At 73.1% G+C, this 18,680-nt stretch carries 19 protein-coding genes and 3 tRNA genes; 13 read left to right on the top strand and 9 right to left on the bottom strand.

The window, feature by feature from the left end; genetic code table 11:
- Positions 1-44 precede the first annotated feature (44 nt).
- The 3 genes from htpX to AC3ERT_RS11865 all read left to right on the top strand — a co-directional run bounded on the left by htpX (position 45) and on the right by AC3ERT_RS11865 (position 1,922).
- Positions 45-905 (top strand): zinc metalloprotease HtpX, encoded by an 861-nt coding sequence (gene htpX / locus AC3ERT_RS11875; protein ID WP_335978354.1) that lies wholly within the window; start codon positions 45-47, stop codon positions 903-905.
- Positions 902-1,294: a YccF domain-containing protein gene (locus AC3ERT_RS11870; RefSeq protein ID WP_335978352.1), complete on the top strand. Its 393-nt coding sequence runs from the start codon at positions 902-904 to the stop codon at positions 1,292-1,294. The genes htpX and AC3ERT_RS11870 overlap by 4 nt, the downstream gene beginning before the upstream one ends.
- 133 nt (positions 1,295-1,427) lie before the next feature.
- Positions 1,428-1,922 (top strand): peroxiredoxin, encoded by a 495-nt coding sequence (locus AC3ERT_RS11865; protein ID WP_435125322.1) that lies wholly within the window; start codon positions 1,428-1,430, stop codon positions 1,920-1,922.
- A gap of 138 nt (positions 1,923-2,060) precedes the next feature.
- Here the strand turns inward: AC3ERT_RS11865 and AC3ERT_RS11860 are convergent, their stop codons facing one another.
- A complete protein-coding gene (locus AC3ERT_RS11860; protein WP_335978348.1) occupies positions 2,061-2,549 on the bottom strand; it encodes a YajQ family cyclic di-GMP-binding protein in 489 nt (162 codons plus the stop codon).
- 210 nt (positions 2,550-2,759) lie between these two features.
- On the opposite strand from AC3ERT_RS11860, the gene AC3ERT_RS11855 reads away from it, so the two are divergent.
- Positions 2,760-2,841, top strand: a tRNA-Tyr gene (locus tag AC3ERT_RS11855).
- A gap of 76 nt (positions 2,842-2,917) precedes the next feature.
- On the opposite strand, the gene AC3ERT_RS11850 is transcribed toward AC3ERT_RS11855, so the two are convergent.
- Positions 2,918-3,970 carry a zinc-binding dehydrogenase gene (locus AC3ERT_RS11850; RefSeq protein ID WP_435173920.1) on the bottom strand — a complete coding sequence of 351 codons (1,053 nt, stop codon included), beginning with the start codon at positions 3,968-3,970 and terminating at the stop codon, positions 2,918-2,920.
- A 99-nt stretch (positions 3,971-4,069) separates the two neighbouring features.
- Here AC3ERT_RS11850 and AC3ERT_RS11845 point away from each other — a divergent pair, with 99 nt between their 5' ends.
- Positions 4,070-4,984 (top strand): LysR family transcriptional regulator, encoded by a 915-nt coding sequence (locus tag AC3ERT_RS11845; protein WP_435173919.1) that lies wholly within the window; start codon positions 4,070-4,072, stop codon positions 4,982-4,984.
- Between the two features lie 90 nt (positions 4,985-5,074).
- Here AC3ERT_RS11845 and AC3ERT_RS11840 read toward each other — a convergent pair whose 3' ends face one another.
- From AC3ERT_RS11840 to AC3ERT_RS11820, 5 genes are all read right to left on the bottom strand, one after another.
- A complete protein-coding gene (locus tag AC3ERT_RS11840) occupies positions 5,075-5,293 on the bottom strand; it encodes a DUF6011 domain-containing protein (RefSeq protein WP_335978341.1) in 219 nt (72 codons plus the stop codon).
- 106 nt (positions 5,294-5,399) lie between these two features.
- Positions 5,400-6,086: a hypothetical protein gene (locus AC3ERT_RS11835; protein WP_435125244.1), complete on the bottom strand. Its 687-nt coding sequence runs from the start codon at positions 6,084-6,086 to the stop codon at positions 5,400-5,402.
- A 210-nt stretch (positions 6,087-6,296) separates the two neighbouring features.
- Entirely contained in the window at positions 6,297-7,355 is a 1,059-nt protein-coding gene (locus tag AC3ERT_RS11830) for an ABC transporter substrate-binding protein (protein ID WP_435125242.1), read from the bottom strand.
- A gap of 118 nt (positions 7,356-7,473) precedes the next feature.
- The gene (locus AC3ERT_RS11825) at positions 7,474-8,334 is read right to left on the bottom strand and encodes an ABC transporter permease (protein ID WP_435173917.1); all 861 of its coding nucleotides are present in this window, start codon (positions 8,332-8,334) and stop codon (positions 7,474-7,476) included.
- Positions 8,331-9,128 (bottom strand): ABC transporter ATP-binding protein, encoded by a 798-nt coding sequence (locus tag AC3ERT_RS11820; protein ID WP_435125237.1) that lies wholly within the window; start codon positions 9,126-9,128, stop codon positions 8,331-8,333. The genes AC3ERT_RS11825 and AC3ERT_RS11820 overlap by 4 nt, the downstream gene beginning before the upstream one ends.
- A gap of 220 nt (positions 9,129-9,348) precedes the next feature.
- Between AC3ERT_RS11820 and AC3ERT_RS11815 the strand changes: the two genes are divergently transcribed.
- From AC3ERT_RS11815 to AC3ERT_RS11795, 5 genes are all read left to right on the top strand, one after another.
- The gene (locus AC3ERT_RS11815; RefSeq protein ID WP_435173915.1) at positions 9,349-10,671 is read left to right on the top strand and encodes a transposase domain-containing protein; all 1,323 of its coding nucleotides are present in this window, start codon (positions 9,349-9,351) and stop codon (positions 10,669-10,671) included.
- A gap of 337 nt (positions 10,672-11,008) precedes the next feature.
- Positions 11,009-13,795, top strand: a complete 2,787-nt coding sequence (locus AC3ERT_RS11810) for a sensor histidine kinase (RefSeq protein ID WP_435173913.1) — start codon at positions 11,009-11,011, stop codon at positions 13,793-13,795.
- Positions 13,796-13,867: 72 nt separating this feature from the next.
- Positions 13,868-14,290 (top strand): roadblock/LC7 domain-containing protein, encoded by a 423-nt coding sequence (locus AC3ERT_RS11805; protein WP_335978327.1) that lies wholly within the window; start codon positions 13,868-13,870, stop codon positions 14,288-14,290.
- A 49-nt stretch (positions 14,291-14,339) separates the two neighbouring features.
- Positions 14,340-14,699 (top strand): DUF742 domain-containing protein, encoded by a 360-nt coding sequence (locus tag AC3ERT_RS11800; RefSeq protein WP_335978325.1) that lies wholly within the window; start codon positions 14,340-14,342, stop codon positions 14,697-14,699.
- A gap of 77 nt (positions 14,700-14,776) precedes the next feature.
- Positions 14,777-15,541, top strand: coding sequence for a class I SAM-dependent methyltransferase (locus AC3ERT_RS11795; protein WP_435173912.1), 765 nt, complete (start codon positions 14,777-14,779; stop codon positions 15,539-15,541).
- Between the two features lie 73 nt (positions 15,542-15,614).
- Here AC3ERT_RS11795 and AC3ERT_RS11790 read toward each other — a convergent pair whose 3' ends face one another.
- Positions 15,615-16,271, bottom strand: coding sequence for an NAD(P)H-binding protein (locus tag AC3ERT_RS11790; protein ID WP_335978322.1), 657 nt, complete (start codon positions 16,269-16,271; stop codon positions 15,615-15,617).
- A 9-nt stretch (positions 16,272-16,280) separates the two neighbouring features.
- A complete protein-coding gene (locus AC3ERT_RS11785; RefSeq protein ID WP_435173911.1) occupies positions 16,281-17,627 on the bottom strand; it encodes an amidohydrolase family protein in 1,347 nt (448 codons plus the stop codon).
- 408 nt (positions 17,628-18,035) lie between these two features.
- On the opposite strand from AC3ERT_RS11785, the gene AC3ERT_RS11780 reads away from it, so the two are divergent.
- The 3 genes from AC3ERT_RS11780 (at position 18,036) to rpmG (ending at position 18,476) form a co-directional block, all read left to right on the top strand.
- Positions 18,036-18,108: transfer RNA gene (locus AC3ERT_RS11780), tRNA-Thr, on the top strand.
- Positions 18,109-18,154: 46 nt separating this feature from the next.
- Positions 18,155-18,227, top strand: a tRNA-Met gene (locus tag AC3ERT_RS11775).
- Between the two features lie 84 nt (positions 18,228-18,311).
- On the top strand, positions 18,312-18,476 hold the full coding sequence (rpmG, locus tag AC3ERT_RS11770; protein WP_004571794.1) for a 50S ribosomal protein L33: 165 nt from the start codon (positions 18,312-18,314) through the stop codon (positions 18,474-18,476).
- The last annotated feature ends 204 nt before the right edge of the window (positions 18,477-18,680 follow it).

Raw genomic sequence — 18,680 nt, 5'->3', positions numbered from 1 at the left:
TTTCCTGAGGGGGAGGTCCCCGCCGCACACCTTGGAGGGCGCACGTGCACCGCCGGCACAACGGGTTGAAGACCGCCGTACTCCTCGGCGGCCTGTCCGCACTCATCCTGGTCATCGGCAGCTTCTTCGGCCGGACCGGGCTCATCGTGGCGCTCGTCATCGCCCTGGGCACGAACGCGTACGCGTACTGGAACAGCGACAAGATGGCGCTGCGGGCCATGCGGGCCCGCCCGGTCAGCGAGTTCGAGGCGCCCGAGATCTACCGGATCGTCCGCGAGCTGTCCACGGCGGCCCGGCAGCCCATGCCGCGGCTGTACATATCGCCCACCGAGGCGCCGAACGCCTTCGCCACCGGCCGCAACCCGCGCAACGCGGCGGTCTGCTGCACCGAGGGCATCCTCCAGATCCTCGACGAGCGGGAGCTGCGCGGCGTGCTCGGCCACGAGCTGAGCCACGTCTACAACCGGGACATCCTGATCTCCTCGGTGGCCGGCGCGCTCGCCTCGGTCATCGTCTTCCTGGCGAACTTCGCCTGGCTGATCCCGGTCGGCCGCTCCGACGACGACGACGGCCCCGGCATCCTCGGCATGCTCCTGCTGATGATCCTCGGCCCGGTGGCCGCCTCCCTGATCCAGCTGGCCGTCTCCCGCTCCCGGGAGTACGAAGCGGACGCCTCCGGCGCCCGCCTCACCGGCGACCCGCTCGCCCTCGCCTCGGCGCTGCGCAAACTCGACACGGGCACGAGGCAGCGTCCGCTCGCGGCCGAGCCTAGGCTGGAGACGACGAGTCATCTGATGATCGCCAACCCGTTCCGGCCGGGTGACGCCTCCAAGCTGTTCTCGACGCACCCGCCGATGGCCGAGCGCATCGCGCGCCTGGAAGAGATGGCAGGTCGCAACCGATGAAAACGATCCTCAACATAATCTGGCTCATCCTGTGCGGGCTGTGGATGTGCCTGGGCTACTTCCTGGCCGGGCTGCTGCTGTGCATCACCATCATCGGTATCCCGTTCGGTATCGCGGCCTTCCGCATCGGCGTCTACGCCCTGTGGCCCTTCGGCTACACCACCGTCGAACGCCGTGACGCCGGCGCCGGCTCCCTCGTCGGCAACGTCCTGTGGCTGATCCTCGCCGGCTGGTGGCTGGCGCTCGGCCACATCGTCACCGGGATCGCGCTGTGCGTCACCATCATCGGCATCCCCTTCGGCATCGCGAACTTCAAGCTGATTCCGCTGTCGCTGATGCCGCTGGGCCGGGAGATCGTGCCGACGGATCAGCCGTTCGCCACCCGCTGAGCGGTTCCGGGCCCCGACGGAGAAGGCGCGCGTCACCTGACGCGCGCCTCGCGCTTTTCCGGCCCCTCCCCGCCCCCGCCGGCCGCCCGTACGCTCTACTCCGGCCGTTACCGACCGTACCGAGGAGATCGCGATGACCCTGCAAGTCGGCGACAAGGCACCGGACTTCACCCTCCCCGACCAGAACGGGGCACCGGTGGCGCTCAGCGAGCGGCTGGCGCGCAACACCGTCGTCCTGTACTTCTACCCCAAGGACAACACCCGCGGCTGCACCGCCGAGGCGTGCAGTTTCCGCGACGGCTACGAGAGCTTCACCGACGCCGGCGCCGAGGTGATCGGCGTCAGCTCCGACAGCGTCGCCTCACACGACAAGTTCGCCGGGCGCCACGAACTCCCCTTCACCCTGCTCTCCGACGCAGACCGCGCCGTCCGCAAGCAGTACGGCGCCACCACCCTCGGCGTCGTCCCCGCCCGGATCACCTTCGTCATCGACCAGGCCGGCACGATCCGCCACGCCTTCTCCTCGATGAGCAACGTCGGCGCCCACGTGGACGACGCGCTGGCGGTGGTCAAGCAACTCAAGGGCGACGACGCGGCCCCCGCCGACCCGCCCGCGAGCGACCAGTAACCCGAGTCCGGCAACCCCCGTCCCCGCCTCCTGCCCCCGCCCCCGCTGCAACGCCCGAGGCCGGCGGGCCGCCCCCCCGGGCACCCGCCGGCCTCGTACCGCGTGCTGCTCGTTCCCCCGTCCGCGGGCCCGCGGAGCTCAGCGGTAGTTGACGAACTGGAGCGCGAAGTCCAGGTCCTTGCCCTTGAGCAGGGCCTGCACGGACTGGAGGTCGTCACGGCTCTTGGAGCTGACCCGCAGCTCGTCGCCCTGGACCTGCGCCTTGACGCCCTTCGGGCCCTCGTCCCGGATGATCTTCGCGACCTTCTTGGCGTTCTCCTGGGAGATGCCCTCCTCGATCGACGCGAAGATCTTGTACTCCTTGCCGGACAGCTGCGGCTCGCCCGCGTCCAGCGCCTTCAGCGAGATCCCCCGCTTGACCAGCTTGCTCTCGAAGACGTCCAGGATCGCCTTCACGCGCTCCTCGGAGTTCGCCTCCAGCAGGATCTTCTCCCCGGACCACGAGATCGACGCGCCGACATTCTTGAAGTCGTAGCGCTGCGAGATCTCCTTGGCGGCCTGGTTGAGGGCGTTGTCGACCTCCTGCCGCTCGACCTTCGAGACGATGTCGAAACTGGAGTCGGCCATCTTCAGTGGGCTCCTTGACTGTGTTCATCGGTACGTCGGTTCCATCACATCGGCGGCGGCCCGACCGGGCACCGCCACCGGCCCAGCCTAGCCATCCCCGCCGCCGATGCCCTGATCAATCCGGTGGCGAACCACCCCTCTGCATCAGGTATCGTTTACCCCGTCGCCACGACCCCCGGCCCACCAGGCCGGCCCGCGGCGCCATCCCATGGCGGTATGCCCGAGTGGCCAATGGGAGCGGACTGTAAATCCGTCGGCTTAGCCTACCGTGGTTCGAATCCACGTGCCGCCACACCCCGAAGAGGGCCCCCGACCTGCATCTGCGCGGGTCGGGGGCCCTCTTTGCGTGTGCGGGGCGGATCGGTCGGTTATGCGGGCTCGCTGGGGTTGTCCACAGGGGTGTGGATAACGGGGGCGGGGGCGGTGGCGCGGATGAGGGTTTTGCCGGTGGTGCGGCCGTGGAGCATCGCGAGGAAGGCGGTCACGATGTGGTCGAAACCGGTGACGACGGTCTCGTCGGGGGTGAGGCGGCCGGACCGGAGGTGGGGGACCGCGAAGTCGTACAGCTCCTGCTGGAGTTCGAGGTGGTGGGTGACGAGGAAGCCCTCCATCCGCAGGCTCTTCTCCACCAGGTCGGCGTGGTTGAAGCTGGGCGGCGGCGCGTCGGGGGCGTTGTACTGGCTGATCGTGCCGACCCGCGCGATCCGGCCGAACGGGCGCAGCGCGCCGATCGCGGCGGCGAGCTGCGGGCCGCCGACGTTGTCGACGAAGACGTCGAAGCCGTCGGGGGCCGCGGTGGCGAGCAGTTCGGAGGCGGGGCCGTCGTGGTAGTCGAAGGCCGCGTCGTAGCCGACCTCCCGCGTGAGGTACGCGGCCTTGTCCGCCGAGCCCGTGCTGCCCACGAGGCGTCCGGCGCCCAGCAGCCGGGCGAACCGTCCGGCGGCCGTGCCGACGCCGCCCGCGGCGGCGGAGACGAACAGGTCGTCGCCGGGCCGGAGCCGGGCGATCCGGGTCAGGGCCACGTAGGCGGTCAGACCGGTGCCGCCGAGGATGCCCAGGTAGGCGCTCAGCGGCACCCCGTCGTAGCGGGGCAGGCGCCGGACCTGCCCCGGCGCGACAACCGCGTGCGTACGCCAGCCCTGCCGGTGGAACACGACCTCGCCCTCGGCCAGTTGCGGCGTGCGCGAGGCGACGACCCGTCCGAGGGCGCGGCCTTCCAGGGGCGCGCCGAGCGCGAAACCGCCGGGCCCGCCGTCCATCATCTCGCGGTGGTACGGGTCGACGGACCAGTAGAGGTTCTCCACCAGCGCGGTGCCGGCGGCGGGGGAGGGGAGCGCGGACTCGACGAAGGCGAAGTGCTCGGGGCCGGGGAAGCCGTGCGGGCGGGCGGTCTGGTGCACGGTGAGCGCGGTGTCGTCCATGGCCGGACCGTACGGCGGGAATGGGGCCGGCCGGCAGCGGGTTGGGCTCATGTGACGGGCGGTTCCATGAGCACTATTCATACGTCGAGGTGATCGCCGGTGGCCCGGACGGCCGACTCCGATCTCGCGCCGCACGAACTGCGCGTGCTGGTCGCGGTCGCGGACGGCGCGGGCTTCTCGGCCGCGGCCGCGGCGCTCGGGCTGACCCAGTCCGCGGTGTCCCACTCGGTGCGCGGCAGCGAACGCAAGGTCGGCGCGGTGCTGTTCGTACGGGGCCGGACCGGCGCCCGCCCGACCCCCGCCGGTGAGCGGGCCGTCGCGCACGCCCGCCGCATCCTGCGGATGCTGGACGTGCTGGCCGCCGAGGCGCGCGGCGCCGCCTCGCCGGACCCGGCGCGGGGGGAGCTGCGGGTCGCGGCGTTCCGCAGCGCGGCCCTGCACCTGCTGCCCGCGGCCCTGAGGCGGCTGCGCGACCGGCACCCCGGGATCGAGCCGCGGGTGCGGATCGTCCGCGAGGTGGGCCGCGGCGCGGCGGGCGAAGTCGCCGACGGGAAGGCCGATCTGGCCGTCGCGACGCTGGGCGGCAGCGCGCCGCTGCCCTCCGGCCTCGTCGTCGGCGGGCTGTTCGAGGAGCCGTACGTCCTGGTGCACCCGCCCGGTCACCGGGCCGCTCCAGGTGCGCTGCCGCTGGTCGACTGGGCCGAGAACTGCGGGTCGTACACCCGCTCCTGGTGGGCCGCGCAGGACTGGATACCGCCGGCGACGGTCGAGGCCGAGGACGACGGAGCGGTCCTGGCGCTGGTCGGCGCCGGCCACGGCATGGCGATCATGCCCGCGCTCTCCCTGACCGCCGCCCCGGCCGCGCTGCGCACCACCGACCTCGGCCCGGACCGCCCCACCCGCCGCGTCGGCTACGTCACCACACCCGAGCTGGCCGCCACGACCGCGGTCCGCGCACTCATCCGCGAGTTGCGGGCCGACCTTCCGCACGGGACCCTGCCGGCGCGGGGTTGACCGCGGGAACGGCAGCGCCGCGGACGGTGAGCCCGGCCGGAGCGTGAGCATCGGCACCGGCCGTACCGGGACGGCATCGCCGGCGCGCGGTCAGACCCCGGGGATGCCGTCCTGCTCGACCTCGAACCGCCCAGGGCGGCGGACCGCCCTGTCACCGCCCAGCTTGCGCCGGCAGTTCTCGCCGAGCCCCCACGCCCTGCTCTCCGCGTCGGACAGCGGCTGCCCGCACATCCCGCACCGCACCACCCGCCGCCCCGCGGCGAGTTCCTCGTCCGTGGCCAGCCCGGGCAGCGGCGCGTCACCCTTCATGCCCCCAGTGTGCGCCACCGCGACGGGCCGCCCCCGCGCCGGAAGCGCGCCCCGCCGTTCCCGCACCGGAAGCGCGCCGCCCCCGCCCCGGAAGCGCGGCCCCGCCTCACACCGGCGTGCCGCCACCGGTGGCGACGGTGTGGCGGACCTTGGTGACGGCCTTCTGGTAGAGGCTGCTGGCCAGTTGGGGCGAGGTGTCGGAGATCTGGAAGAACATGTAGCCGACGAGGACCTGCCCGACGCGCCCGAAGGCGAGGTAGCCGTTGACGGGTACGCCGCTGAGCTGCCCGTCCATCCGGGTCGCGGTGGTCTGCGCGCCGGAGGCGGTGACCAGGTGCGTCGGCGTCAGCCTGAGGGCGAGCTTGGTGCCGTCGGAGGTGAGGGTGAGGTCGCGGCAGGAGGTGAGCGCGGCCTTCTCCTGGGCGTACACGCCCGCGACCCGGCCCGCGGACCCGGTGGTCAGCTGCTCGCTGAGCAGCGGTCCGGACTGCCCGCCGGTGAAGTCCGCCTCCTGGGTGCCCGGGCCCGGCGCGGCCCGGAGCACCTTCACCAGCGCGGCGCAGCCGGAGACCCCGTCGCCGCCGACCCCGCCCCCGGCGGCCGACTGCGCACCGGTCATACCGGTGTCCGACGGGCTCAGCAGCGCCGACTTCAGTACGGCCGGGCCGGGCGTCGCCGCCGCCGCGGTACCGGTCAGCGCGGTACCCCCGGCGACGGCGAGCGCGGTGGCCGCCGCGGCCGTACCGACCAGGCGGGCCCTGCGCTCCGTGTACCGGCGACACGTCCTCAGCATGGCGGCTCCCTAGGGCTCGGCTCCGGTCCGCATCTCCCGGCCAGTGTGCGCCGGGCCCCGCCGCGCCGCATTGTCAGCGGCCGCACCCCACCCCAGAGGGTGACCGTGTGCAGCCGCCCGCTCGCGCACAGGTCGGTCCGAGCCCGCCCGGGGGCCAGGACACGTACGTGCCCGCTGGCAGGTCAGGACGCGTACGTGCCCGCCCGCGGGTCACGACGAGGACGTGTCCTGCGCCGCCTTCTGGACGTACGCGTCGGTGTACGTCTTCGCCAGGTCGATCGTGTGGCCCTTGACGGCCGGGTCGACCGCGTCCAGCACCCGCAGCACGGTCTGCGGCGCGTCCGCCGGCATCTGGCCGGTGGGGTTGTACATGCCCATCTCGTTCGCCAGCGCCTGGATGTACTGGTCCTTGCCGCTGCCGGAGTAGAAGTCCGCCGGGACCTGCGCGGTGATCTGCGCGGCCGAGTGCGACTCCATCCACTGGAGCGTCTGGTAGATCGCGTTGACCATCTTCTGCGTGGTCGCCTTGTGGCTGTTCGCCCACGCCGTCTGCACGGTCAGCGCGGTCCCGGGGTACGGCCCGCCGAGCGCGGCCTTGGTGCCGGCGAGCGTGCGCATGTCGGCGACGATCGTGCCGAGGTGCTTCTTCAGCAGCGTGGAGATCGTCGGTTCGGTGGTGACGCCGGCGTCGACCCGGTCGTGCTGGAAGGCCGCGACGAAGGTGGGGCCGGCGGCCACGGCCACCAGGTGGGTCTGGGCGAGCGGGATGTTGTTGTGGATCGCCAGGTAGGAGCCGATGGTGGAGCTGGCCGAACCGAGCGAGGTCACCCCGACGGTCTTGCCGCGCAGGTCCGCTGGGGACTTCAGCGACGACTCGTTCGCCCGGGTCATCTCGACCATGCCGGGCGCCTGGAGCAGCTGCACGACCGCCTCGGTGCTCTTGCCCTTGGCCTGGAGGTCGAGGTTGTGGTCGAAGAAGCCGATCATGCCCTGGACGTCGCCCTTGAGGAGCGCGTCGGAGACCTGCGGGGTGCCCTGGAGGTTGTCGATCTTCACATCCAGGCCCTGCTTGGTGAAGAAGCCCATCCGCTGCGCCAGGATGAGCGGCAGGTAACTCTGGTTCGCCTGGTTCGACAGCGCGATCGTCACCTTCGTCGCGGAGCCGTCACCGGCCGCGCCGGAGCTGCCGGACGAGCTGTCCGAGCAGGCCGTCAGCCCCGTAGCCAGGAACGTCGTCGCGGCTGTGAGAACGATCTTCTTGTGCCACATGAGCCTTGCCTTCTCCTCGGGAGCGGGCGCGCCACCGGCCGTCTTCGGCCGTGCCGCGGTCCGCCGGTCAATGCGGGGCGGGCGTTCGTCGGGAGGTGCCGCACGGGGGCCGCCGGGGTCACGCGCCGGCGTCGGACCGCTGCGGGCGCGGCTGCCACCGCAGCAGGCGCCGTTCCAGCAGCGTGATCAGGCCCTCCGCGGCCAGCGCGTACGCGGCGGTGATGACCAGCCCCGCGTACACGCCGTCGGGGTCGAAGTTGGCCTGCGCCTGGAAGATGAGCAGCCCGAGGCCCTGCTGCGCGCCGAGCAGCTCCCCGACGATCGAGCCGGTGACGGCGAAGCCGAACGCCACGTGCAGGCTGGTGGTGATCCAGCTCAGCGCGGAGGGGATGACGACGTGCAGCGTCACCTGGGCGTTCCCGGCGCCGAGGATGCGGGCGTTGGCGATCAGGTTGCGGTCCACCTCGCGGGCGCCCTGGAAGGCGTTGAAGAACACGCCGAAGAAGACCAGCACCGCCGACAGCGTCACCTTGGAGCTGATGCCGAGGCCGAACCAGATCGCGAACACCGACCCGAACAGGATGCGCGGGATGGAGTTCAGCGTCTTGATGAAGGGGGAGAAGACGTCGGCGAGGAAGCGCAGCCGGCCCAGCAGGATGCCGAGGACGACACCGCCCAGCACACCGATGCCGAAGCCCATCAGCGTCTCTTCGAGCGTCACCCACACCTGGTCCCACAAGGAGCCCTGCGAGGTGCCGTGGCGCACCCAGTCCCACAACTTCGAGCAGATGCCGGAGGGTTCGCCGAAGTAGAAGCGGTCGATGGTCTCCGACGACGCGAGCACCTGCCACAGGCCGACGAACAGCACGAGGAGGGCGGCCCTGGTGAGGTTGACCAGCACCCGGCGCCGTATCCGCGCCCGCCGTACGGCCTGCCCGCGCAGTTCCTTGGCCGACGGGGACTTGGCCAACGGGTTCATGCCGCGGTCCCGGGCGTCGCGGTCGCCGTACGGCGGTGGGCGACCTGCACCTCGTCCCGCAGGGACTCCCAGATCCGCTCGTGGAGCCGGACGAACTCCGGGGTGTGCCGGATCTCCCGCGGGTTCCGGGGCCGCGGCAGGTCGATCGGGAAGGTCTCCTTGACGGTGGCGGGGCCCGCGGTCATGACGACGACCGTGTCGGCGAGCGAGATCGCCTCCTCCAGGTCGTGGGTCACGAACACCACCGACGGCCGGGTCAGGTCCCACAGCGCGAGCAGCTCGTCGGACATGATCTGGCGGGTCTGCACGTCCAGCCCGGCGAACGGCTCGTCCATGAGCAGCACCCGCGGCTGGTTGATCATCGTCTGCGCGAGGGCGACCCGCTTGCGCATGCCGCCGGAGAGCTGGTGCGGGTGGTAGCGCTCGAACCCCGCCAGGCCCACCCGGCGTATCCAGTCGGCGGCCAGCGCGTGCGCGTCCTTCCGCGACGCGCCGCGGAAGCGCGGTCCTGCGGCCACGTTGCCCAGCACGGTCTTCCAGGGGAACACCGCGTCGGTCTGGAAGACGAAGCCCACGTCCCGGGCCGTGCCGTCGACCGGGCGACCGTCGAGCAGCACCTCGCCGGTGTCCGGCCGGGCCATGCCGCTGATCAGCGAGAGCGTGGTGGACTTCCCGCAGCCGGTCGGCCCGACCACCGCGGTGAACTCGCCGGCCGCCACCGAGAAATCGACGTCGTGCAGGACATCGTGATTGCCGCCCTGGGGCGTGCTGAAGGATTTCGTCACATTGCGCATCACGATTGGAGGCGTCTTGGGAGGCGTCGTCGGTTGCGGCGATGTGACCGACCCATTGGGTTCACGCGGGGATTCGCTCGTCACGCCGGTGAGGCTGCCAGAACCCGGCGCGGGAGAACAACCTTGCCCATCCGGAGCGCACTGACTTAAGCGCGGAAGCGGCCGGAAAACCGTCGCCGCGCCGTGTCGCCGCCTCTCCCGTGTCCGGAGAAAAACGCCGATGTTCGGCTTCTGCGGATTGTTGGAGGCGGTTAGACGTGATGCGTTCTTCGGGGGTAACTTCTGGTTGGTGACATTCCGTTATCCCGACATACCCGTCGAAATCGCGCTTCCGGATCGGTTGGCGCTGCGCATGCTCGTCCGTACTTTCCGGCCGGAGTTGATGGACCGGCTGGTGGACCGGGCTGAGCGGCGGGAGCGGCGCCGACGGCTGCTGCCCGCGCAATTGATGATGTATTTCGCCCTCGCCATGTGGCTCTTCGGGACTTCCTCGTACGAGGAGGTGCTCGCCAAACTGACCGGCGGGCTGCCCGAGTTGTTCGACGACGTCGGCAACGTGGCCACCGCCGCCGCCATCGCCCGGGCCCGGATGCGGCTTGGCGTCGAACCGCTCAAGGGGCTGTGCGCGCACGTCGCGGCGTCCGCCGCGCAGCCGGGCGCCGAGCGGGTGTTCGTCCTGGAGAGCGTTGCCATGGAGGCGCCGGACACCCCCGCGAACCGGGGGGCGTACGAGGCGTTCGGCGCCGCGTACGGGGAGGGCGCCGCGGGCCGCCAGGTGGTCGAGCGAACGGCGCGGGGGCGCGCGCTCGACGTCTGGCTGGTCTCCCTCACCGAGTGCCGGCTGCGCCTGTCCGCGGCCGCGGCCGTCGCCGCCGGCCCGCAGGCGGGCATCGACAGCATCGTCGCCGACTGGCAGCACGACCTCCTCGGCGCGGGGGCGCTGGTGGTCGGCGAGCAGGACGCGGTGCCGCTGGCGATGTGGGACGTGCTGGCCGCGGCCGGCGCCCAGCAGATCTGGCGGGTGGGCGGCCGCGGCGGGGCCGGCCGGGTGCTGCCGGTGCTGCGCGAACTGCCCGACGGCTCCTACCTGTCGGTCCTGCCGCAGGACGGCGGCACAGGCGGCACGGGCGGCACGGGCGGCATGGACGGCACGGGCAGCACAGACGGCGTGGGAGCCCCGGAAGGCACAGGCGGCCAGGTCGGCCAGAGCGCCGAAGGCGCGGCCGGGCGGCTCGTCCGGGTGGTGCCGTGCCGGTCGGCCCCGGAAACGGCGGTGCTGGTCACCTCGTTCCTCGACGAAGCGGTGACCGCGGCGGAGATCGCCGCCCGCCATCGAAATGTGGCGGAGATGTGCAGAAGCGGTGTCGGTGCCTTTGTGGCGCAGCTCGCCGGTATGCGGGTGGCGCTGCGCTCGAAAAGCCCGGAACTTGTTCAGCAGGAAATATATGCGATGCTCTGCATGTATCACGTCGTGGGCCATCTGATGACCCCGGCATATTCAGCGGACGGTATTGCGGCCGAAGCGGGCGATGCGGTCCTGTGACCGGGCCGATCGCCTTAAGTCAGTAGCGGAACCCTTTGCTCCGGTGGGCTTGCGTGTGCTGAAATGTGGTTCCCCGACCGGTGCGCGGGAGCGGGCGGAAGTACGGCGGCAATGTCTTTGCAGCCGGAAAGCGCGTGCGACGTGGTGTACCTGAGCCGACTGGTGTGCGCCCGGATCGGGCACTCGTTGTGGTGGACCGAATAACCGGGCGTCGCCGCGTCATGCCTGCGACGTTATCGAGGGTTGAGGGTTGGCAAATGGCAGACCAGGGGTCCCGCGAAGCCGGAAATCCGCCGACGGGCGGGGACCGCTTGGAGCGTCACCGTGTGGTGGTGCTGTGACCGCGGCACGCAGGTCCCGTTCGGCTCGCGCACCCCGGCGCGGCGCCGCCGTACCCGGCAAGGTCCTCGCCCTGCTGCGCGTCAAGCACCTGGGCGACTGGCGGCTGCGGAGCCGCATGATGCTCCTGGTGCTGGTCCCGCTGGTCGCGATCATCCCGCTGGTCGGCGTACGCGTCGTCTCCGAGGTCGGCAACCTGCACTCCGCGGCCCGCGTCCAGGGCCAGGCGCAGCTCGCCCGCCAGATATCCACCCTGGTCAGCGCCCTGGACGACGAACGCGACCGCACCGAGGTCGCGCTGCGCGGCCCGGGCGCGGCGAAGGACCAGGACCTGGCGGCGGCGCAGAAGGCGACCGACGTCCAGGTACGGGAGTTCGGCGCGAGCCTGCGCGGTCACCAGGACAGCGTCGACGCCCTGCCGGCCGCGGTACGGCAGCTCGGCGCGCGCGGCGAGGCGCGGCTCGGCGATCTGAGCCCGCTGCGAGCCTCCGCACGCGGCCTCGCCGCCGGCGCCGGCACCCCGACCTTCAGCGCGTACAGCACGATCATCGACGACCTGCTGGACTTCAGCGAGCAACTCGCCGCCGTCACCTCCGACCACGCCCTCGGCAGCCTGGTCGCCACGCTCGCCTCGATCGAGCAGATCGAGCAGCAGACGTCCAGCGAGCGCGGCTACCTCGTCGACGTGCTGGACAGCGGCGACTTCACGCTGGAGCAGAAGGAGGACATCGAGCAGGCGCAGTTCGAGACGGCCGCCGAGTCCCTTGCCAACAACGCCCCGACCTCGCTGCTGAACCTCTACCAGTCCACGGTCAGCGGCGACAAGGTCGGCGCCGCCGACGGCACCGTCCAGGAGGTCTCCACCGCCGCCCAGGAGGACATCCCCCTGGCGGACCTCGGCATCGGCAAGGCCACCGCGTTCCGGCAGCTCACCGACAAGCTCGACGCGGTGCGGACCGTGGAGCGCCAGGCCGTCGCGGACATGAACCGGCGCGCCTCCGATCTGCTGTCCGCGGTGCGCACCCAGCTCTACGAGAACATCGCGATCATCGTCGTGGTGGTCGCGCTGTCCTTCCTCGGCGCCCTGGTGCTCGCCCGCTCCGTGGTGCGGCCGCTGCGCCGGCTGCGCGCCTCCGCGCTGGACGTCGCCGACCACCGGCTGCCCGCCGCCGTCCGCCGGCTGCGCGACCTGGCGCCCTCGGACACCGACGAACCGGTGCGGGTCGAGCCGATCGAGGTGCGGACCGAGGACGAGGTCGGCCAGGTCGCGCGCGCCTTCGACCGCGTCCACGTCGAGGCGGTCCGGCTCGCCACCGAGCAGGCGCGGATGCGCAGCAACGTCAACGCGATCTTCACCAACCTCTCCCGCCGCAGCGAGAGCCTGGTGCTGCGGCAGCTCCAGCTCATCGACGACCTGGAGAACAGCGAGCAGAACCCGAGCCAGCTGGCGAGCCTGTTCCAGCTCGACCACCTCGCGACCCGGATGCGCCGCAACAACGAGAACCTGCTGGTGCTGGCCGGTGAGGAGCAGGGCCGCCGCTGGCACGAGCCGGTGTCGCTGATCGACCTGGTCCGCGCCGCCACCGCCGAGGTCGAGCAGTACGAACGCGTGGTGCTCTACGAGCTGCCGGACGTCGCGGTGGCCGGCCACGCCGCGACCGACGTCGTCCACCTGCTCGCCGAACTCATCGAGAACGCCACCTCGTTCTCCGGCCCCGAGACCCAGGTGCTGGTCGGCGCGAAGTTCCTCACCTCCGGCGACGTCGTCCTGGACGTCGCGGACGCGGGCATCGGCATACGCCCGGAGGAACTGGACCGGATCAACCGCCGGCTCGCCGAGCCGCCCCTGCTCGACGTGGCGACCTCCCGCCGGATGGGCCTGTTCGTCGTCGGGCGGCTGGCCGCCAAGTACGGCATCCAGGTACGGCTGACCAGCTCCGGCCGGACCGGCCTCAACGCCCTCATCCGGGTGCCGCCCGCCCTGCTGGTCTCCCCGGACCAGGGGGGCGCCGACGCGGCACCGGCGTTCGGCCGGCCGGCGCCGCAGCCCGGCAGGCAGGACGACCCCCGCGAACCCGTCGGCGCGTACCGCTCCGCGGCGGCGGGGCCGGCCGGCGGTTCGGGCTTCGGAGCGGACTTCGGCCCTGACTTCGGCCCGGGGCCGATGACGGCGCCCGGTACGGGCCAGGGCCGGCCCCGCGGCGCAAGCGACCCGCACTACGACCAGGCACCCGCCGGACGCCACTCCGGCCCGCCCGACGGCGGCTTCCCCTGGTTCAACGACCCGGAGCCGGCCCCCGGGCAGCCCGGCCACGCGTTCTCCTGGTTCGCCCAGCAACTCGACGAGCACCCGCCGCCGGACCCGCCCCACCCCGCGCAGCCGCAGGCACGCCCCCACCCCCAGCCGCCGGCCGCGCCCCAGCCCCTGCCCCCGCGGGACGCCCACCAGGCGCCCTCCTGGGCGCGCCCCGACCGCGCCCCGCACGCCGCTCCGGGCGGGCCGGGCGACCCGGGCCGCCAGCCGAGCGCGGGACCGACCGCCCAGGGCCTGCCCCGGCGCGTGCCGTTCGGCAACCTCGCCCCCGGCACGGCCGCCGACCCCCGCCCCGCACCCGGGAGCCCGGCCCCCCACGTCCCGGCCCCCCACGTCCCGGCCGCGCCCCGCCAGGCCGACCTGATGCGGGAGCGGCTGTCGAGCTTCCGCCAGGGCGTCCGGCGCGGCAAGGACGGGACGGAACGCGGCGGCGGACCGGGCCGGTCACCGGGCGGAACGGGTCCGGTATGAGCCGGACGCCCGCCCCTCCGCCCGCGGCCGCGCCGCACGACGCCCCCAGCAGCATAGGAAGCAGCCCCAGCCATGAGCGATCCGAGCACCGAAGTACGGAACCTGAACTGGCTCATCGCCAACTTCGTCAAGCAGGTGCCGGGAGTCGCCCACGCCGTGGTCGTCTCCTCGGACGGCGTCCAGCTCCTCGCCTCGGCCTCCATGCCCAAGGACCGCGGCGACCAACTCGCCGCCATGGCCTCGGGCCTGGCCAGCCTCACGCAGGGCGCGGCCCAGCTCTTCGACGCCGGCGCGGTCACCCAGACCGTGGTGGACATGCTGAACGGCTTCCTCTTCCTCACGTCGATCAGCGACGGCTCGATCCTGGCGGTGCTCGCCGCGCCCACCTGCGACATGAAGGTCGTCGGTTACGAGATGACGCTGCTGGTCGAACGGGCCGGCGACGTGCTCACCCCCGACGTGCGCCGGGAGTTGCAGAGCGCGCTGGCCGGCTGAGGCCCCGCGCGGCCCGCCGGCCGACCCACCCCCGGAAGGACGTGTGCTCGTGAGCGAGGACCGCAGGCGCAACTCGTCGCCCTTCGTACGGCCCTACGCCGTCACCCGCGGGCGTACGGCGGCCCGGACCGACTTCGCGCTGGAGGCGCTGGTCGGCACCACCGCGCACGCCTGGGAGAGGGGGGTACGGCTCTTCCCCGAGCAGCAGGCGATCTGCCGGCTGTGCGTGAACCTGACGTCGGTGGCCGAGATCTCCGCGCTGCTGAACATCCCGCTCGGCGTCACCCGTGTGCTCGTCGGCGACCTGGCCGAGGGCGGCTTCGTCATCGTCCAGCAGCCGGGCTACGCGGGCGGCCGGCCGGACGTCACCCTGCTGGAACGGGTGCTCACGGGGCTGCGCGGCCTGTGAACCGCCGCCCGGCGGCAACCGGGTGAGCGCCCGCCTGTCCCCCCGACCCGCGTCCCCCCACAACCCACGGAAGTGCCATGACCGACCAGCCCGGCCTCGCGGTGTCCTTCGGCGCCGCGGCACAGGACTACGACCGCTACCGCATGGGCCCGCCCGCTCAGGCGCTGGACTGGCTGCTGCCCGCCGGCCGCCCCGACGTGCTCGACCTGGGCGCCGGCACCGGCCTGCTGACCCGTCAACTCGCCGACCGCGCCGGGCGGGTGGTCGCGGTCGAACCCGACGCCCGGATGCGCGAGGTGCTGGCCGGGAACTGCCCGGGCGCGGACGTCCTCGACGGGACCGGCGAGCACATCCCGCTGCCCGCCGCCCACGTCGACGCCGTCACCGTCTCCGCGGCCTGGCACTGGATGGACCCGGCCGCCGCCCTCCCGGAGATCGCCCGGGTGCTCAGGCCGGGCGGCACCTTCGGCATCCTCTACACCCGGCGCGACCGGCGGGTGCCCTGGCTCGACGCCCTCGACGGGTACGTCCACGACGAGATGGGCACCGACGACCGGATCGGGGACCTCATCACGCGGATGAACAGCGGACCCTGGCTGCCCGTCGGCGCGCCCTTCACCGAGCCGCGCACCCGCACCGTCACCTGGACCGCCGAGGCGACCACCGAGGAGGTCGCCGCCATGTTCGCCACCTACAGCAGGTTCATCGCGCTGCCCGCCGACCGCAGACGCGAACTCACCGCCCGGATCGAGGCGAAGGTCCGCGCCACCGCGGAGTTCCGGGACGGCCGCGTCCGCCTGCCCATGGCCTGCTACCTCTGGCGCGCGCGGCGCGCCGGCTGACCCGTCCCGGCCCGGGACCCTCGACGCCCCGGGCCGGGCCCGGCACCTCACACGCGCCAGGCGAGGAGGGGACCTACGAAGCCGCCGCCCGCACCGCCGAAGCCACCGGGTCGCGCCCCGCGACCAGCTCCAGCGTCAGCCCGGCCGTCTCCGGCGCCGTCAGCAACTCCGCCAGCACCGCCGCCACGTCGTCCCGCGGCACCGAACCCCGCCCGGTCGAAGGCGCGAGGTGCACCTTCCCCGTGCCACTGTCGTTCGTCAGGGCACCCGGGCGCAGGATCGTCCACGCCAGCGCGTCCCGCGCCCGCACCGCGTCGTCCGCCTCGCCCTTCGCCCGCAGATACGCCGTGAAGACCGGGTCCCGCCCCTCCGCCGCCGCGTCCGCGCCCATCGACGAGACCACCAGGAAGCGCCGTACCCCGGCCCGTTCGGCCGCGTCCGCGAGCAGCACCGCCGCGCCCCGGTCCACGGTCTGCTTGCGCGCAGCCCCCGAACCGGCGCCCGCGCCCGCCGCGAACACCGCCGCGTCGGCGCCCGCCAGCACCTCCGCCACCTGCTCCACCGTCGCCGACTCCAGGTCCAGCACGACCGGTTCGGCACCCGCCGCCCGCAGGTCGTCCGCCTGGGCGGGGTCGCGGATCAGCCCCACCGCGCTGTCCCCGCGCCCGCTCAGCAGCTTCTCCAGCCGCAGCGCGATCTGTCCGTGTCCACCAGCGATCACCGTACGCATGCCCCGACGCTACGCCTGGCGGTGCGCCTGGCGCGGGAGGTCGAAGGCCGCGTCGCCCGCCGAGTCGCAGTACTCGCGCACCGCGCTGGTCCGCGAGACCACCCGGCCGCGGTGGATCACGATCCGGCTGTAGGCCAGCGAGAGCACCCCGGCCAGGCTCTCCCCGCGCACCGCGAGCAACTCCGCCGGGAAACCCGCCTCGACGCGCACCTCCGGCAGCCCGAGCACCGCCCGCGCCTCCGCGCTGACCAGGTCGTAGGCGAGCAGGGGAGCGCACTCGCCGTGCGAGGCCAGCAGGAACGCCGCCTCCAACGGGTCGCCGCGGCCGACCGGGTTGGCCAGGTCGCACAGCGCGCCACTGCCCGCGGTCACCCGCACCCCGGCCGCGCGCAGCGCGCGTACCGCGGTCAGCGGCGCCAGCGGGCGGACGGCGGCGGCCGCGTAGGCCGCGGGGGAGGCCGGCGCGGGCGAGCCGCGGTCCAGCGCGCCGCAGCCGCCCTGGGGGAGCGCGACCACCGAGACGCCCGCCGAGGCCAGCCGGTCCGCGGTGCGCGCGACCCCGTCCGGGCCCTGCACGGCCAGCCGGTGGCAGGGGCCGAGGGTGACCCCGGGCCGCAGCCCGCCGGCCATCGCGGCGAGCCGGGCCATCCGCGCCGGGTCGTCGGCTGCGGTGTGCAGGTCCACCGGCAGCCCGAACTCGGCGGCCAGCGTGAGCACCGCCTCGATGTAGCCGCTCGGGTCCGGATCGAGGTCGGGGCAGCCGCCCACCGCCGAGGCGCCCATCTTCAGCGCGTCCCGCAGCATCGCCAGGCCGTCCGCGCCCGCCGCCCCGGTGAGCACCCGCGGCACGGCCACCGCCTGCACCTCCAGCAGCCCGCGCAGCGACTGCCGCGCCTGGAGCACCGCCTCCAGCGAGCGCAGCCCGCGTACGTCGCCGATCCGTACGTGGCTGCGCACCGCGGTGGCGCCGTGGCCGAGTTGGAGGAGCGCGGCCTCGGTGGCGCGGCGCTGCACGTCCTCGGTGTCGCCCGCGGGCGGGCCGCCGGCGGTGAGCGCGAAGTCCAGGTGCGCGTGCGGTTCGGCGGGAGCGGGCAGCAGGAGGTAGCCGCGCAGGTCGATCCGGGTACCGCGATCGGCACGGTCGGTCCGGCCGGCCCGCTCGCGGTCGACCGGGCCCGCGGTCCGTTCGCCGCCGCCCCCGCGGTCCGCGGGCAGCGCGAGGCTTCCCGCGGTGCCCACCGCCTCGATCCGCGCGCCGCTCAACCGGACGTCGACGGCCCGGCCGTCGGTGAGGCGGGCGCCGCACAGCAGCAGGGTGGCGGTCTCCGCGGTGGTGCCGCGAGAGCTGTCGGTCATCGCGCTCCTCCGGTACGGGCTCTACGGACGGTGGGAGGCAGGATCACGGGACAGGAACAGGATCACGGGACAGGAAGCAGGAGAAGCACGGCGCCCGGAGGCGGACGGCCACCCGTGGTTCACCAGGGGCGCGCACGGTGGATGGCCGGAAGCGGGACGTACGGCGCGATCACGCGGTTCAGAGCCTAGGGCGCCCGGTGCCGAGGTCCCGGGAGGAGCGCATTAGTCGTACCGGCAGGGGTCGCGGCGGGGCCGTGGCGGACCCGCGGCGCCCTTGGGTACGGGCCGGCCCACGCGGCGCCGACAGGCCCCGGGGGAGCCGCGGTTCGGGTGTCCGCCAGGTCCGATGTGCCCCGCCGGATACGGATTTCACGTATCGCTGCGGAGCGTGTAATGTCTTCCTCGCTCGCCCCAATAGCTCAGTCGGTAGAGCGTCTCCATGGTAAGGAGAAGGTCTACGGTTCGATTCCGTATTGGGGCTCTGATGGATCGGTCCCCCGTCGCCACGACGGGGGTCAGTCCGTCGAGGCGGCGTAGCTCAGTCGGTAGAGCAAGCGGCTCATAATCGCTGTGTCACCGGTTCAAGTCCGGTCGCCGCTACTCTCCGTAGCCGATTGCGGGTTCGGTCCCTCGATCGGCTACTCTTTCTGTGTTCATCACACCCGTTCGTCAAGGAGCACTCACGTGGCCGCCACCGACGTCCGCCCTAAGATCACGCTGGCCTGCGTGGAGTGCAAGGAGCGGAACTACATCACCAAGAAGAACCGGCGCAACGACCCGGACCGTCTTGAGATGAAGAAGCACTGCCCCCGCTGCAACGCGCACACCGCGCACCGCGAGACCCGCTGACGCTGTCGGCGGCCCCGCGTGCCGCCCGGCCGGGACCGTACCCGACGCAACGCCGGAGCCCCAGGGTTCCGGCGCACTGCGGCGCCGTGTCCCGCGTCGGCAGCTGACCGGACTGTGCCGGCACCGTCCGGCTGAAGCCCTACCGTGAGGCCGCTCCCGTACCCCGGGGGCGGCCTCATCGCATGTCCGAGCCGCGCGGTCCGC

The sequence above is a fragment of the Actinacidiphila sp. bgisy145 genome, from assembly GCF_057708125.1.
The sequence above is the reverse complement of the archived record's forward strand: the minus strand, read 5'-3'. Positions and strand labels throughout refer to the sequence as shown.